At 54.4% G+C, this 16,199-nt stretch carries 14 protein-coding genes; 12 read left to right on the forward strand and 2 right to left on the reverse strand.

The genetic code is table 11. The features are described 5' to 3' along the window. Positions 1-3: 3 nt before the first annotated feature. Genes ABD931_RS03540 through ABD931_RS03570 form a run of 7 tightly spaced genes read left to right on the forward strand, consistent with a single transcriptional unit; the run spans position 4 to position 5,309 of the window. The gene (locus ABD931_RS03540) at positions 4-1,071 is read left to right on the forward strand and encodes a sensor histidine kinase (RefSeq protein ID WP_345264005.1); all 1,068 of its coding nucleotides are present in this window, start codon (positions 4-6) and stop codon (positions 1,069-1,071) included. Continuing rightward, positions 1,068-1,835 (forward strand): LytR/AlgR family response regulator transcription factor, encoded by a 768-nt coding sequence (locus tag ABD931_RS03545; protein WP_345264007.1) that lies wholly within the window; start codon positions 1,068-1,070, stop codon positions 1,833-1,835. The genes ABD931_RS03540 and ABD931_RS03545 overlap by 4 nt, the downstream gene beginning before the upstream one ends. 42 nt (positions 1,836-1,877) lie before the next feature. Next, positions 1,878-2,354 (forward strand): cyclic pyranopterin monophosphate synthase MoaC, encoded by a 477-nt coding sequence (moaC, locus tag ABD931_RS03550; protein WP_345264009.1) that lies wholly within the window; start codon positions 1,878-1,880, stop codon positions 2,352-2,354. Further along, on the forward strand, positions 2,332-3,495 hold the full coding sequence (locus ABD931_RS03555; RefSeq protein ID WP_345264011.1) for an NTP transferase domain-containing protein: 1,164 nt from the start codon (positions 2,332-2,334) through the stop codon (positions 3,493-3,495). Before moaC ends, ABD931_RS03555 begins: the two co-directional genes overlap by 23 nt. A gap of 56 nt (positions 3,496-3,551) precedes the next feature. Then, the gene (locus ABD931_RS03560) at positions 3,552-4,148 is read left to right on the forward strand and encodes a DUF6992 family protein (RefSeq protein ID WP_345264013.1); all 597 of its coding nucleotides are present in this window, start codon (positions 3,552-3,554) and stop codon (positions 4,146-4,148) included. A gap of 22 nt (positions 4,149-4,170) precedes the next feature. After that, complete coding sequence (locus tag ABD931_RS03565; protein ID WP_345264015.1) at positions 4,171-4,644, forward strand: nucleoside deaminase; 474 nt, start codon at positions 4,171-4,173, stop codon at positions 4,642-4,644. 2 nt (positions 4,645-4,646) lie between these two features. Then, a complete protein-coding gene (locus ABD931_RS03570) occupies positions 4,647-5,309 on the forward strand; it encodes a thiamine diphosphokinase (protein WP_345264017.1) in 663 nt (220 codons plus the stop codon). Here ABD931_RS03570 and ABD931_RS03575 read toward each other — a convergent pair. Both ABD931_RS03575 and porU2 read right to left on the reverse strand, forming a co-directional pair. Then, complete coding sequence (locus ABD931_RS03575) at positions 5,290-6,540, reverse strand: hypothetical protein (protein ID WP_345264019.1); 1,251 nt, start codon at positions 6,538-6,540, stop codon at positions 5,290-5,292. The genes ABD931_RS03570 and ABD931_RS03575 overlap by 20 nt on opposite strands. Next, on the reverse strand, positions 6,537-9,908 hold the full coding sequence (gene porU2 / locus ABD931_RS03580) for a putative type IX secretion system sortase PorU2 (protein ID WP_345264021.1): 3,372 nt from the start codon (positions 9,906-9,908) through the stop codon (positions 6,537-6,539). The genes ABD931_RS03575 and porU2 overlap by 4 nt, the downstream gene beginning before the upstream one ends. Before the next feature lie 189 nt (positions 9,909-10,097). Between porU2 and ABD931_RS03585 the strand changes: the two genes are divergently transcribed. The 5 genes from ABD931_RS03585 (at position 10,098) to ABD931_RS03605 (ending at position 16,183) form a co-directional block, all read left to right on the forward strand. Next, a complete protein-coding gene (locus ABD931_RS03585) occupies positions 10,098-10,526 on the forward strand; it encodes a PadR family transcriptional regulator (RefSeq protein ID WP_345264023.1) in 429 nt (142 codons plus the stop codon). A 50-nt stretch (positions 10,527-10,576) separates the two neighbouring features. Continuing rightward, positions 10,577-13,129 carry a PspC domain-containing protein gene (locus tag ABD931_RS03590; RefSeq protein ID WP_345264025.1) on the forward strand — a complete coding sequence of 851 codons (2,553 nt, stop codon included), beginning with the start codon at positions 10,577-10,579 and terminating at the stop codon, positions 13,127-13,129. A gap of 14 nt (positions 13,130-13,143) precedes the next feature. Next, on the forward strand, positions 13,144-13,935 hold the full coding sequence (locus ABD931_RS03595; RefSeq protein WP_345264026.1) for a head GIN domain-containing protein: 792 nt from the start codon (positions 13,144-13,146) through the stop codon (positions 13,933-13,935). Positions 13,936-14,117: 182 nt separating this feature from the next. Continuing rightward, positions 14,118-14,810 (forward strand): response regulator transcription factor, encoded by a 693-nt coding sequence (locus ABD931_RS03600; protein ID WP_345264027.1) that lies wholly within the window; start codon positions 14,118-14,120, stop codon positions 14,808-14,810. A gap of 5 nt (positions 14,811-14,815) precedes the next feature. After that, a complete protein-coding gene (locus tag ABD931_RS03605) occupies positions 14,816-16,183 on the forward strand; it encodes an ATP-binding protein (protein ID WP_345264029.1) in 1,368 nt (455 codons plus the stop codon). The last annotated feature ends 16 nt before the right edge of the window (positions 16,184-16,199 follow it).

A 16,199-nucleotide genomic window follows, 5' to 3' on the forward strand; every position in this document is an offset into this window, starting at 1 on the left:
TCTATGCCTAGTCAAACCACCAACCGCATTCATCCCATTCTTTTCTTCATCCTGCTGTGGCTGATGGGCATTCCGACAGGCTACCTGAATTGCCGGGACTGTTATTCGTCGTGGCAGGGGGCCATTACCATGTCTGTTTTTACCGGCTCGTTCTGGGCGTTTCTCTGGACGGGCAACGGACTGTTGACCGATTATCTGAATACGAGAATCAATTGGGTGCGGGAGCCCGGTAAGCGGTTTATTGCCGGTATTTTGGGTACAATTATTCTGTCGACAATCATTATTCTGGCTATCAATGCGGCTCTCCATTTGCTCTGGCTCGGCAAACCTATTGCCGGCTTCTTTACCGATAGGTCGGTAAAAGGGTCGTTTATCAGTTCTTTTCTAATCACTACCCTGGTATCGTTGTTCCTGCACGGACGGATGTTTCTGTTCTCCTGGCGGCAATCGGCCATCAACGAAGAGCGGCTGAGTGCCGAAGTGCTCTCGTCGCGGTACGAGTCCTTAAAAAGTCAGGTCAATCCGCATTTTCTGTTCAACAGCCTCAATGCCCTTACCAGTCTGGTGTATAAAGACCAGGATCAGGCCGTGCTGTTTATCCGAAAACTGGCCGATGTGTACCGCTATGTGCTGGACACGCGCGATACCGAACTGGTACCGCTGCGGGATGAACTGGGGTTTGTGAAGGATTACCTGTTTCTCCAGAAAATCCGCTACGACGAAAGCCTGCACATCGATATTCGGATTGATACCGGGCAGGACAGCCAGATTCCTCCGCTGGCGTTGCAGATGCTGCTGGAGAACGCCGTAAAGCACAACATCATCTCCGAAGATGATCCGTTACGGATTGAGGTGTTCATCGAGCAGGATTATCTGGTCGTACGGAATAACCTGCAGCTCAAAGCGACGATGGAACCGAAAACCGGGCTGGGTCTGAAGAATATTGCGGCCCGGTACACGTTTCTGTCTAACCGGAACGTTGTAATTGATCCGTCTCCTAACTATTTTATTGTAAAGTTGCCCATCCTGCACAGCCAACCGGCCGCCGAAATTACCGTAGCTAAATCATGAATGTACTGATCATCGAAGACGAAAAACTGGCTGCCGAACGATTGCAGCAACTGGTGGAGCGGCTGGATGAGGCTATTACCGTACTGGCCCGCGTGGATTCGGTCAAAAAGGCCGTGCAGTACCTGTCGGCGACCCCCCCGCTGGATCTGATTTTTATGGACATCCAACTGGCCGATGGGCTGAGCTTCGATATTTTCGAACGGGTAGAGGTGACCAGTCCGGTTATCTTTACAACGGCCTACAACGAGTACGCCATTAAAGCCTTTAAGGTCAACAGCATCGATTATCTGCTCAAGCCGATTCAGGAGTCAGATCTACAGCAGGCGTACGCCAAGTTCCGGAAGCTAAGCCCGCAGGAGAGCCTGTCGCGACAGCAGGAGAGTATTGTCAAACTGGACGAAGCCTTTCAGCGTCTGACCAAACAGTACAAGAGCCGGTTTGTGGTGAAGGTGGGTGAGCACCTGCATTTTGTGCCCGTTGAACAGATCGACTGCTTCTTTAGCCGGGACAAAGGCACGTTTATCCAACGGAGCGATAAGCGGAATCTGGTGATTGATTACCCGCTGGAGGTGGTGGAGGAACTGGTCAATCCGGCCCTGTTTTTTCGGGTCAGCCGGAAGTTTATTGTCAACCTCAACGCCATTCGGGATGTGGTAGCGTATTCCAACAGTCGATTGCGGCTTTTTCTGAAGAGTGGAGAACCGGAGGAAATTATCGTGAGCCGGGAAAAGGTGCAGGTATTTCGGGATTGGCTGGACAGTTGAAAAAGGGGTAATAACCCCTAACTTTGCCCCCAAAGAACCGCTATGAAAGAGTTTTCGCACCTGGACCCCAAAGGCAACCCGTCTATCGTTGACATCAGCGAGAAAAAAGTGACCAAACGTTCAGCCCGCGCCCGTAGTGTTGTGGTGCTGGGCGGTGAGGTGATGAAGCTGCTGGAAGGAAACGATATTGTCACCCGCAAAGGCCCCGTTTTTCAGACGGCCATCATCGCCGGCACGATGGCGGCTAAGCGCACCGACGATCTGATTCCGCTCTGCCATTCGCTGGGTCTGGAAAACTGCCAGATCACCATCGTGACGCGGGGCCACGACGCCATTATCGACTGCCACGTAGTTACCGAAGGCAAAACAGGCGTGGAAATGGAAGCCCTGGTGGGAGCCTCGGTGGCAGCCCTGACGATCTACGATATGTGCAAGGCCATTTCGCACGATATAGTGATATCTGAAACAAAGTTGATGGAAAAAACCGGTGGCAAACATGACTTCCGACGCGACGACTAAACCGCACACCAAGCACGAAAAGATGGCCCGCCCATCGCTGGGTACCTTTGCCCGCACGGAACTGGCCATACTGGGTACGCCCTGCGGCAATATCAAAAAACTGGCGTACGAATTAACCCAGCGGCTCAGTGAGGAGGCTACCATCGCCTACGTTGATGCCGACCATAAGGGAGAAGATACCATTGAAACTATTCCGGCTTTGTCGGCGGGAGCGTCACTGGTGTTTACCGACAAAATCACCTTTAAGCGCTTCGACCTGAACCGGCCGCTGAACGACTACCAGTGGAAACCCCTGTTTAATGATTACGACCTGGTGCTGGTCAATGGCAACCATTTCACCGCCAGTGTCCAGATTGCCGTCATCGACCCGAAGAAGCCGCTGGAGAAAAAGCTGGACCGGCTGACCAACGTTCAACTCCTGCTGTTGAAGGATACCGACACCGTACCTGACTACCTGCAAACCCATCTGGGTGAGAAACTGTCAGGGATGCCGGTGTATCGCTTTGACGAAACGGAAAAGATTGCCGATTGGGTGCAGCAATTCCTGAAGCAGCAAACGGCACCCTTGCTGGGATTGGTGCTGACCGGGGGAAAAAGCACCCGCATGGGTCGCGATAAGGCCGTTCTGGACTACCACGGTAAGCCGCAGCGGGAGTATGCTTCCGATTTGCTGGCGAAGTACTGCCAGGACGTATTCTGGTCCGTCAACGCCGAACAGGCTACTGCACTAAACGGCCAGTCGCAGCTCTATATCTCCGACTCCTTTCTGGGTTTGGGTCCGTTGGGTGGTATTTTATCGGCGTTTCGGCAGCGTCCGGATGCGGCCTGGCTGGTGGTAGCTTGCGATTTGCCGTTACTGTCAGAAAAGAGTCTGGATGCGCTGGTGGCAGGCCGGAACCGGTCTAAAATGGCCACGGCGTTTCTGGACTCCGACAATCGGTTTCCGGAGCCGCTGGTCAGTATTTGGGAGCCCCGTGCCTACCCGGTGCTGCTACAGTTTCTGGCGATGGGCCATTCCTGCCCCCGCAAGGCACTCATCAACAGTGATATTGCGCTGCTAAACGCTCCTGATGTGCAGGAGTTCACCAACGTAAACGACCCCGCCACCCTACAGGTGGTATCAGCCCAACTCAGGGGATAACATAATCCGTAAACGGGCAGTTGTATGTCTCAGCCGGCAACCATCGGCTGAGACCTATGAAAAACACCATTACATTCCTGCTGACAAGCGCATCGGCTCTTTTGTCGAGTCTTAGCCAGGCGCAACCATCCGTTACCGACTTGCGCGAGTTCAGCCGGCAGCGATACCAGCATCAGAAGGCGCTGAGCCTCACCCTGGGCAGCTATGCCGTGGCCAACATCGCCGTGAGTGGCATTGCCGCTGCGCAAACCACCGGCGAAACCAGGTACTTCCACCGCATGAATGCCTACTGGAATGCGGTAAACCTCGGCATAGCCGGCATCGGATTGCTGGGTCTGCGCAACCGGCCGGAGAATGAATCACTGAGTCAGGCGGTGCGGCAGCATGAGAACATGAAACAGTTTCTGCTGCTGAACGCCGGGCTGGATGTTGCCTACATGGCCGGGGGACTCTGGCTGATGGAGCGGGGCAACAACCGGCCCGATCAGCGGGAACGACTGAGGGGATTTGGCAAGGCGGTGCTGGTCAACGGCGGCTTTCTGCTGGCGTTTGATGTTGTCAACTACTTCATCTTTAAAGGCCGCGACAAGCGCCAGCAGCCGTTGCTGGAGATTTCACCCATTGGCGGCCGCATCGTACTGCCGATAAAGTAAGTTATATTTGCGGGTGAAAGTTATGAATCAGGATGAACAATTTCTACGGGAAGCCATCCGGCTGGCCCGCGAAGGCATGAACAGCGGACAAGGTGGGCCATTCGGAGCCGTTGTTGTGAAAGACGGTGAAATCATCGGCAGCGGTCCTAACCGGGTAACCTCAACCAACGACCCCACCGCCCACGCCGAAGTGGTGGCGATCCGCGATGCCTGCGAGCGCTTAGGGACGTTTCAGTTAGAAGGCTGCACCCTGTACGCTTCCTGCGAACCCTGCCCCATGTGCCTGGGGGCCATTTACTGGGCGCGGCCGAGCCGGGTGGTGTATGCCGCCCGCCATTCCGATGCCGCCGAAGCCGGTTTCGACGATTCTTTCATCTACCAGGAAATTGCCAAACCCCACGAAGACCGGCGTATTCCGATGCAGCAACTCCTTGCCGACGAAGCCAAAACTGTCTTTCAGGAATGGGTAGTCAAGGGCAGTAAAACACCCTATTAGCCTTGTCGTCTCACCATATCGTACGCGACAAACAGGAGCCGGCGTTGCTAATTGCCAACGGCGAGGGCTGCGATCCGGAACTGCTGGGGCAGTTGCTGGAATGGAGCCCGTTTGTGGTAGTGCTCGATCACGCTATCTGGCGGGTGTTCGCACTGGACATCAAAGTGGATGTGCTGCTGGGCGATTTCGACCGGGAAGTGGACCTGGATGCGGTTCGGGCGCGGCAGTACCCGATTGAAATTGTGCATGCCCCCGATCAGGACAAAACCGATCTGGAAAAAGGCATTGAACTGCTGATCGAGCGCGGTTTTCCGGCGGTCAACATTGTCTGGGCCACCGGCCGCCGGGCCGATCATTCTATCACCAACATGACGAACATCGTGCGGTACAAAGACCAGATCCGTATCGTGATGTACGACGACTACTCCAAAATCTTTCCGTTGCACCAGACCTTCGAGAAGTGGTACGCCAAAGGCACTCCCATCTCCCTGATTCCGGTTGGAACCGTGGAGGGGATAGTCACCGAAGGTCTGAAATATAACTTGTACGACGAAGCGCTGGTTATGGGCTACCGGACCGGCAACAGCAACGAAGCGGCAGAAGACGGCTTTGTGCGTATCTCCGCTCGCCACGGCGACCTCTTGATTATGGAATGCTGGGACTGAAAAACTGCTGCTGCACCTGCCGGAGCTTTCGGCTAACGTCTACCTGGGGAAAGAGTTGCAGCCACGAACACACCAGCAACACGATCCAGAACGGCCGAAACGTCTTTTCCCACAGTTGCCGTCCCGGCTCCGTCAGCCATAACATAGCCGCAAACAGCATACAAAAGGTAAAGGGAGCCATCAGGCGGGCCGTAGGACCCGCAAATGGGCTGAATATCCGTAGCGCGAACAATATGATCAGGTATAGTCCTCCAAAGCTGACCAACAACTTTTGCAGACGTTGAGTGTCCCGGCTGCCAGCTGCGGGAGGTATTCTTTTAAACACGTTTATCAGAGCAAGCAGCCAGGTAACCTGAATACCTACACCAATCCAGGCAAGGGTGTTTGACTCATCACTGATAAAGTCCCGGATCAATAGTACTTCGTTAACCAACGCCAGCAGAAAAAGCGGCAGCAGAGACCCGCCCGTTTCAGCTTCGTGAAACCGTTCTCCCCCATAAGGAGAGTCAGTGAACCGGCTATTTAGCCAGAAGTAAAAGCCCATTCCCACCAGACCTGAAATCGTAACCAGCGTCAACCGGTTGCCGGCTGTCTGCGGTAAAGAGCCTCCCAGCCATGAAAAGACTTTTTGCGGCCAGAGCTGATGCCCTAGGGCAATTGCTCCCAACAGACCAAAGATATACCCACCGACATACCGCACGCCAAAAAGCAACAGACCAAGAACGAGCAGGATTAATGTGTGCCTGATAGAGGGATGAGCAAGCTGCTGGTGAAAGGCCCAGACGACTTCCGCCAGGAGCACCAGAAACACTGTTTCCGACCAGGTATAAGTGGCAATGCGGAGAAAACTTCCCAGCAACCAAATAGACAGCAGCCAGCCAGTTCGCACAGCGCCAAGGCGTTTATACCACAACCAGGTTGAAATGCCGATGGCAAGCCAGTTAATTACCTTGGAGCTTAGCAGCACCGGCAGCGATGTGATAAACGAGAAAAGGGCAATTAATCCGGAGTAGCCTATTGGAAACACCCCATTCCAGGTATAATGACCATCTTCCAGGACAACATACCCCCGGCCGTCCAGCAGGTTTTCTGCCGATTGTAGATAGTATCCTGAATCGATACTGGTGAAGTGCGTAGGGTTAACCGCCACCAAAACCGCCATCAGTAGACCAACTCCTATCCAGCCGACAACCAGCCACCTGCCGGCGCTACGCGGTGCCGCTCTTTTCATCGGGCAATGATAACTTTTCCTGTTAAGGACAAATCCGGCTCAACCGGCAACGGAGAAGCTCCGACCTCTATGGCTATCTGGTATAGATAGAGGCCATTTGGCAGGCGGTTACCGGTTTCGGAGGTTCCATCCCAGAAAATTTCGTTGGTGCCTACCCGTCCCACCATGCGCAGGACGCGGACCAATCGGCCTGTAGGGTCGGTGATGCGTATCGTGATCGCTCCGGGTGATTGTTCGCCGGTGGCCGTTAGCAGAAAACGGGTTTGCCAGGCAAAGGGATTAGGGTAGGCCCCGGCTGCTAATATCTTCGGCTCATTCACTACCCGGAACTGAATCCGGTACGGGGCTGCCCGGTTACCGCTCAGGTCCCGGGCATGGACTTCAAACTGATATTGACCATCGGCCAGCGCCGTTTGTAGCCGGTAGGTAAGGGTAAACAGATTGTCGGCTCCGGCCGGTGTCCAGGTAGTCTGTGGTGACCGTAAGCTCAGTCGCTTGTAGGGGCATGGTGCCTTAGCACAGGGGGCCTGTACATACAGGTCGATGCCGGTGGTATCCGACCGAAGCAGACGGCGGTTCTCGTCTTGCAGCCAGACATCAATGGTCGGCCGGGCCGAAACTATATCGTTGTTCCGGATGCGGACGCCGTCGAAAGCAACCTCCAGGACGGGGGGAATCACATCGGCCGGAAAGGGCAGTTCCGTAACGGCTCCGCTCGTACTGATCTGTGCCCGGTTGTTGTGCCGGTTCATTTCGGAGAAATGCTGATCGGGATCAAGTTCGACCTCATAGTACAGGGAGCGGATTGCGTTTTTTTGATTCGGTAAAACAAACTGAACGGTATCTGCGTAATAGGTGGCCGGTATGCTGACAGACTGTTCGTGCAGCAGTAGACCCTGCTCTGAAAACTGACGTACCCGAATCACCAGCGGCCCATTGGCTACCCGGCCGTAGTTGGTAATAATTCCCGTAAGTTTAACAGAATCCGTTTGGCTGGAAACCGGGCCACCTTTGCTGCCGGTAAGTGTCAGCCCGCCGGCGTCAATGCCAAAATCCGGCCGGGGAAACGGAAAAACGCTGACCGCCGGATCGCCCTGTAACGTAATCTGCTGGGCGTTGGTAATATCGTAGATGGTGTTGTTGCCGGCCAGGTACCGCCTGATAGTTTCCTGCTGAAGCTGCCCAATCGGACGGGCCAGATACGCACTGTCTGAGAGCAGCGCGTATAACTGGTCCGAATACGTTTTCAGGAAATAGGGAAAGCCGTTATACGTGTGAGCCAGAAATAAAACAGCCCCCCGGTCGGGAGTGAGAATCCAGTCGGTGCCGATGGTGGGCCGGCCAAAGTAGAAGTTACCGGCCGCGCAGCCGTTGACCAGCAGAAACGGATAGCGGCCTTTGTTTCGGTAACCCAGCCGGTCATTGCTCACAAAACCAATATCGATATCGGTAATATCCAGACTGGAGTGGCCAAACATGGAGATCATGCCCACACCCCGGTTGACAGGATCGGCGATGGGAATAGTTTCGACCGGCTCGTCGGTCTGTTTAGAAACCGTAGTAACCCGGCCACCGATGTAAGGCTTCTCCACCAATTGTTTAAACTCGTCAACGTACCGGCGAAACTCCGATAACTCATAAGACGAGCGTCCTCCGCTCAGGTGCAGTATATCTTTTCGCCACAGAGCCGGAACGCCGGTATTCTCGTGTTCCTTTACTTTGTTGAGGTAATCAATAACCTGCTGCGGGCGCCCGGCGTTAAGACGACCGATTGGAATAGCTGGTACATTCTGCGGGAATCCGTTCAGGCCTTCAACCAGGCCGAGGTCAGAGCCAGGCCAGCCGGCATTAGGGACCATATCCAGCGTCGCGATGGCCGGATTCTTCCGGACACCCTGCGGGTCACGCGACTGGCCGATCAGAAACAGAAACTGAGGATTACCCTTCGCAAGCATATAATCGGCAAAGCGCCGGATGGCGAGGGGTGTTCGCTCGCCGTAACTGAACTGGTCGAAAAGCTGGTTGATAGTTACCGTTAGCGTATCATAGCCTCCACCTGCAGCCGAAGCCCGATACATTGCATAAGCCTGTACGGGATCGGCTATGCCACCGGCCGGTTGGCGCAGGAGAGGGTGGGTTACCATCAGATAATTATGTTTTTTCGGGTCAACAGACCGGAGCGTTACGGGTTGAATGGGAGGGATGGGCAGAATCTGACTGGTGACCAGCAGGGTTCGTTCCGTTTGCGTCTGACGAATTACCCCCTGCCAGCGCCCGGCCGTAAGTTGCCCCTCAAGTATGCCAACGGCATTCGGATCGGTCAGATCAAATACCCGGCTGCCGGCGGCTACATTCGTGAGCACAAGTTGGGATCGGCCAGCCGGATTGGTACGCAGGCGGAGCAGTTTAGCTGATGTCCCGGCCAGATCGGTGCGTTGCGGGTACCGGACCTGAATAACCGATACCGACACTTCTTCACCTTCTTCCTGCGGGGAAACGTCCAGCACAACATGTCCGGCAGGCGACAGGTCGCTCAGATTCAATTCAGCATTAAACCGCTGATGGGTATAATTGGTGAATGGCACAGCGGCCAACCGCCGGAGACTGCCGCTGGCTGGACCTACAGAAAAGGCAACAGTATGGTTAAAAGCCGTCCGGCCAACGACCAGCACCCGGACCAGGGGCTTACTGAGTTCTGAGGCAAAATAATTCGTCAGGGTAAACGTCTGGGAGTAGGAGGTATTGCTTTTTATGACCGGGCCAGACCATCCTTCTCCCACGTCATACCCGGAAAGTATGGAGCCATCGCTATACCCTGCCCCCATCGGATAGATATTGCCGGCCGGATAGGTATCCGTAAATACCCGCAGCTCTTCAGCCCAATGGTAGGGTTCCGGGGTCAGGCCGGTGAAATCGGTATCGGCGGAAACGGCCATCCGCTTGCCGGGTTTGCCGGGCTGATACGTTAAGAAATAAGCTGTGGTGTCGGAGAAGAGGCTGTAGTATTTGTGGGGCTGTGCGCCGGCCGGCCGGTAGAGCAGCGAGTCCTGGGCGCCATCATTACCCCGGCCGTAAAACTCGATATAGTCGGAGGGATCAAATCTTTTATCCGCTTCACCAGCAACGGTAATGGCCTGTTCGAGGCCCCGGTGGAAAAGCTGAAGGATGGTAGGGTCAATGGTGGTTACCGGAAAGCCTGCTTTCTGGAGGTCGGTGTAGGTGATGCGGTACAGGCCCGGCTGAGCAATCGGAATTTTGTAGTATTGCTGATCATAGTTGATCCACTCGTTGCCGAAGCGGGCCGTCTGGGCGGGTAACCGCGTGGATAATAGGAGTAGACATACTGACAGGGTAAACAATCGCATCATATACCGTAAGCAAAACACGGCTTTAAAGGTACATTTTTTTTCGCTCCCATCTGTGTAGCTTCCCTGTCGTTCAACCCGGCTTTCTTCCGCTAATCCATAAATGATAATCTTTTTAATAAAGTACCTTGCATAACAAAGTACCTTACACTACCTTTGTGGTATCAATGGTACAAATAGCTAATACGCGCCATGAATATAGAAAATGCTCAGGTGCAGATGCGGAAAGGGATTCTGGAATTCTGCATCCTGCACATCATCTCCAGAGGGGAAGTATATGCCTCCGACATGCTCGACGAGCTGACCTCAGCCCGCATCATGGTTGTAGAAGGTACGCTGTACCCCCTGCTGACCCGGCTCAAAAATGCCGGCCTGCTCGATTACAAATGGGTAGAATCTACATCGGGGCCCCCGCGTAAGTACTACATCCTGACCGCACTCGGCCGAACCTCGCTAAATGCCCTGGATGAAACCTGGAAAGAGTTGGCCGAATCGGTTAACTTAATTGTCAGTAAGACCGACCAGCACCGGGCCGCCGTCAACGGGAAGCACGAAACGCTCGACATGAACAGGCCGGGCAGCCATCGGGACGAGTCCGGTCTATCCCCAACCGAACAGTAAACCACCGCTTAACCTACTCACATAGTCAGTCTTAAAAGGATTTGTCAATCATGAAAAAGACGATCAGTATCAATATCAGCGGGGTCATCTTCCACATCGAAGAAGATGGCTACGATAAACTGAAAAGCTACCTGTCATCGATTCAGCAATACTTCTCCAGCTACGAAGACAGTCAGGAAATAGTAACCGACATTGAAAACCGGATTGCCGAGAAACTACTGGCCAAACTGAAGTTGGCCGAGAAACAGGCGATCTCCATCGAGGATGTCAATGAACTCATCAGCGCGATGGGGACAGTGGCCGACTTTGAAGCGGTGGAAGAAGAGGAAGTGCTGGTGGGTACCAGCAGCCGGCAATATGCCGCCGATAGCGGCTATTCCGCAACGGGGGGTGCGCAATCCGGGGCTTCGGCCCAGCAGTCAACGGCGGGTAGCCGTTCGGCCGGCGCATCGGCGGCTCCTCCGCGCAAGCTGTACCGCGACCTGCGCCGGAAAACCATCGCCGGGGTGGCATCGGGTATTGCGCACTATTTTAACATCGATCCGGTCTGGGTACGCCTGCTGTTCCTGACCCTGGTACTGGGCCTGCCGCCATTCAGTGAGGCAGTTTTTAACGACGGAGGTGGATTTTTCGGGGGACTGGCCGGCTTTACCGTCCTGTTCTACATCGCCATGTGGATTGCCTTTCCGGGCTCCAGCCAACTGGAAGAAGATAAATCCGTCAAGAAGTTCTACCGTAACCCCGATGACAAGGTGCTGGGGGGCGTTGCCTCGGGTATAGCGGCTTATTTCGGTACCGATTCGGGAGTAGTCCGCCTGCTGTTTGTGCTTGGTATCGTATTCTTCGGGGTGGGTTTCCTGGCCTACATTATCCTCTGGATCATATCGCCGATAGCCCAGACCCTCACCGAAAAAATGGAGATGAAAGGCCAGCCGATTACGCTGACCAATATCGAGCACAATATCAAGCGCAGCCTGAACATCAACGAGGGTGCGGAGGAAAGCCCCATTACAAAAGTGTTGCTGTTTCCCTTTCGGCTGATCGCTGTCATTGTCAATGGTCTTGGCCGGGCGTTAGGGCCCCTTCTGGGTGGACTGGTGGCGGTAATCCGGGTGTTTGTGGGTGTGCTCATACTGATTATTGCTTTTGCCCTGATGGTGGCCGCGCTGGCCGTGACGGGCGTCGGGCTGGGTATCAGCAGCGGAGCTACTTTTGGCGACAGCGATCTGCCCCTGCATCTGCTCCGGGAGGATATTGGTGCTCCTATGATCATGGCGGCCTTTGTAGCCGCGTTTCTGCCGCTTCTGGGCCTGGCCGTTCTGGGGCTGATGCTGATCACCCGCCGGTCGATGGTCAGCAGCCGGACCGCCCTGACATTGGTGGGTGTCTGGCTGGTGAGTGTAATCATCCTGTCGGCCACCGTACCCAATGTGGTGGCAAACTTCCGGAGAACGGCAACTATTGAAGAAACCAGGGTACTGTCGGTTGCCGGTACGCCCACCTTTGAGTTGAACCAGATCGATTCCGATTACCTGGATAAACCCAGTATTCGGCTCGAAGGTTACGAGGGCCCTGATTTTAAACTCGAGCAGCGGTTTGAGGCTAAAGGCCGTAACCGGGCCGAAGCAGAGACCAACGCCCGCACCATTACGTATAACGTTGCCCAGCGAGATTCGGTCATCCGGTTCGACGATGGGGTCGAACTGGCTCCTAGCGCCCGCTTCCGGGCGCAGGAACTGAACATGACGCTGTTTATTCCGTACGACCGGCCGTTCCGGATGACCGAGCGTTTTGCCCGCTACATCCGCAATGAGTTTGGTGGTAAGGAACTGGACCGGATGACCCAAACCCTTTGGCGCTTCACCCGTGCCGATGGCCTGGTGAGCATCAATTTCCCCCGTGAACTGAACCGCCGGTATGAGTCGGACAACGATGGCGACCTGGATGACCTGAGTGATGGCGTCGAGAACATTATTGACGAAGAACTGGGTGATGATTTCTCGACCCAGGGTGAGTATACCCGCCAGTTTGATGTTTCTCAATTTAAGCGTATCAACGCGTCGGGGGCCTTTTCGATCCGGATCGTCAAAGGCGAAACCGTTAAGGTAGTCGCCGACGGCCGGGAGCGGGACATTAACGATCTGCGGGTAAACGTCGATGGCGACGAGCTGGAGGTATCGCTTAACCGCCGGGGGCTTTTCAACTGGAAAGATACCAAGCGTATTGGGCTGACCGTTACCATGCCGTTGGTGAGCGAGTTAAAACTGTCTGGTGCCTCCCGCTCCAATCTGGCCGGATTTGGCCGGATCGATAATCTGGCAGTGGGGTTATCAGGTGCCTGCCGGTCGGTCGTAGACGGGGATATTCAGCGACTGTCGGTCGATCTCTCCGGGGCCTCCAAGGTGATTCTGAAAGGGCAGGCCGATGCGCTGAATGCCGACATCTCGGGTGCCAGCAAGCTTGATGCCACCCAGATGACCGTTCGCCGGGCAACGGTAGAAGCCAGCGGGGCCAGCAGTGCGGCTATGGGTCAGGTTGGCACGCTGGAGTCCAAAACATCCGGAGCCAGTAAGATCCGCCGGCAGGAAGGCGATAGGCAATAAAATGCCCGGTGGATTTGCAACTATTCCTGGAGATTTCCATCTTTATCGAAACCTTTACCGACACGAGTATGTATACTTCCGCCTTTGTCAAACGCTTTCTGTGGCTAGCAGGCGCGTTATTTACCGTCTTTTCGTTTCTCTCGTTTACCGCCTGTCATACCTCAACCTCCTCTGGTCAGGACGATACGCGTACGTTTTCGGTGCGCGATTTCGACCGGGTCGATGTGGGGAGTGCCATGGAAATTAATATTCGTCAGGGCGGCAATTTCAGTGTAATGGCCAGCGGTCGCAAAAGTGACCTCGATGATTTGGAGGCTTCTGTCTCCGGCGGCAAACTTCGGGTGCGTTACCGCGAAAGCCGCTGGAATTCCAACCGCAAGCGGGTAACACTCGACATTGTGATGCCGCAGTTACGCGGAGCCGATTTCTCCGGGGCCTCCCGCTCCACCATAAGCGGCTTCCGCAACCAGGGAACCTTCGACCTGGAAATCTCCGGCGCTTCGACCTCAACCGTCGGCGTAGATGCTACGCGACTGAACCTGGATGTATCAGGAGCGTCTAACGTCACCCTGACCGGAAAAGCGGAAACGCTGGCCGGCGAGGTCTCCGGCGCTTCGTCGGTAAAAGCCTATGAGCTGAGTCTGAAAGATGCCAGCCTGGAGGTATCGGGGGCGAGTTCGGCGCGGATTAACGTAACGGGCAAGCTGAACGTATCGGCCAGTGGGGCCAGCAGTGTCCGGTACCGGGGGGGCGCAGCGGTGCGCTCCAATACATCAGGAGCCAGCTCGGTACACACCGAGAGCTAACAGGCTTTGCCAACCATATAAAGCAAGAGGCAACCCCAGCGGGCTGCCTCTTGCCGTTCAGGGGGATGAAAACCGACTGATTTACGGCATAACTGCCAGTTCTAAGGGTTTTCTAATAAACAACGTGTATATTTCGGTTGGCAGATACGCTACCTTAAGCCGGAGCCGATCGGCTATATACAATGGACAACAAACGAATATTGATAATTGAAGATGACCGGCGGATTGCCCAGAACATCAGCCGGGGCCTGCAACAGGAAGGGTTCCACACCGAGATTGCCTACGAAGGGTACAACGGCCGGAACCTGGCGCTGAGTCAGGAATTTGATCTTATTATTCTGGACATCAGCCTGCCCGGCCTGAACGGCTACGAAATCTGCCGCAACCTTCGGGAGCAGAAACCGTACCTGCCAATTATTATGCTGACCGCGCTCGGCGAAATGGAAGATAAGGTCGAAGGATTTAAACTGGGAGCCGACGACTACCTGGTAAAACCCTTTGATTTCAGGGAACTGACCGCCCGCATCAACGCCTGCCTGCGCCGTTCCGACATGCTGAATATACACAAGCATGAGGAAGTGCTGCAGGTAGCCGATCTGGTAGTCAACGTCACCACCAAAACGGTACAGCGCGGTACCAAATACATTGAACTGACGGCGCGGGAGTTTGCCCTGCTCGAATACCTGATCCGGAATAAGGGCCGCGTGGTTTCGAAGATGGACCTTGGCGAGCAGGTCTGGAACCTGAACTTCGACCCCGGAACCAACGTGGTGGAGGTATATATTAACTACCTGCGTAAGAAAATTGACAAGGATTTCCAGCAAAAACTAATTCATACCCGTTCGGGTATGGGGTATGTACTCAAAGAAGAGTAACGGCCATGCAGATTAAGACCCGCATTGCGCTCCAGTTTTCCTGTATAGTCGTTACCATTCTGGTGACGTTCTCGCTGGTCATTTATTTTACATCGGCTACCTACCGGCAGGAGGAATTTTACGACCGCCTGAAAAGCAAGGCACTGACTACGGTGCGGTACCTGCTGGAGGTAAACGAGATTGATGAAGATCTGCTCCGCATCATTGACGAAAACAGCCTGACTGCCCTGATCAACGAAAAGGTCCTGATTTTTGACGAGCAGAACCGGCTGATTTATTCCAGTGCCGGTGATGAGGTGGTTACATATCCAAAAGGTATACTGAACGAAGTCCGGGAAGAGAAAGACATTGAAACGGTCTATAACGATATGGAGCTGGCTGGGTTTCTGTATGAGGAGCAGCACCGCAGCGTGGTGGTGCTGGCGATGGCGTATGACCGCTTCGGCAAAAGCAAACTGCGTAATCTCCGTAACACGCTGGGTTGGGGTTTGCTGGTTGGTCTGAGTGTTACAGTGGGGTTGGGCATCTTCTTCGCCGGGCAGTCGCTGCGCCCCATCAGCAAAATCAACGAGCAGATTTCTACCATTACAGCCCGGAACCTCCGCAACCGGCTCGACGAAGGGAACCGGCAGGACGAAATTGCGCAGTTGGCTATTAATTTTAACCAGGTGCTACAGCGCCTGGAGCAGGCCTTTGAGCAGCAGCACAGCTTTGTATCTCATGCTTCGCACGAACTGCGAACACCCCTGGCCGCCCTGAAATCGGAAATTCAAATCGGCCTGCGGCAGCAGTACAGCGCCGATGAGTACCGGGAAATTCTGGATAACCTGATGAGCGATACCGACCGGCTCATCAGCCTGACCAATAACCTGTTGTTTCTGGCCCGTACCCTGGAAAATATTAGCCAGATGCCTTTGGAAAACGTCCGCGTCGAAGACGTGCTGTTTTTGGCCAAAGAAGAACTTACCAGCGCCAAACCGAATTTCCAGATCGATATCGACTACGAAAACCTGCCTGAAGCTGAGACCGAAACGATGGTGCGGGGCAACGAAGAACTGCTGAAGCGAGTGGTACTGAACCTGTTCGACAATGCGTGTAAATACTCAAAGGATCACCGGGCTGAGGTGCGCATCCGGACCGATGAGCGGATGTGTACCGTCACGGTAAAAGACACCGGCATCGGTATTTCAAAAAAGGATCAGGAGAGTATCTTTCAACCCTTTTACCGGGCGTCTAATGCGGTGGGGTATGAAGGCTTTGGCGTAGGGCTGTCTATCTGCCGGAAAATCGTTGAATTGCACCAGGGCATGATTTCTGTAAGCAGCCGGCTCCACCAGGGCAGTTGTTTTACCATCCGCATTCCCCATTTGTAAATTAATTTTTTTCTAA

It is taken from the genome of Nibrella viscosa (assembly GCF_039541875.1).
Lineage (GTDB): Bacteria > Bacteroidota > Bacteroidia > Cytophagales > Spirosomataceae > Nibrella > Nibrella viscosa.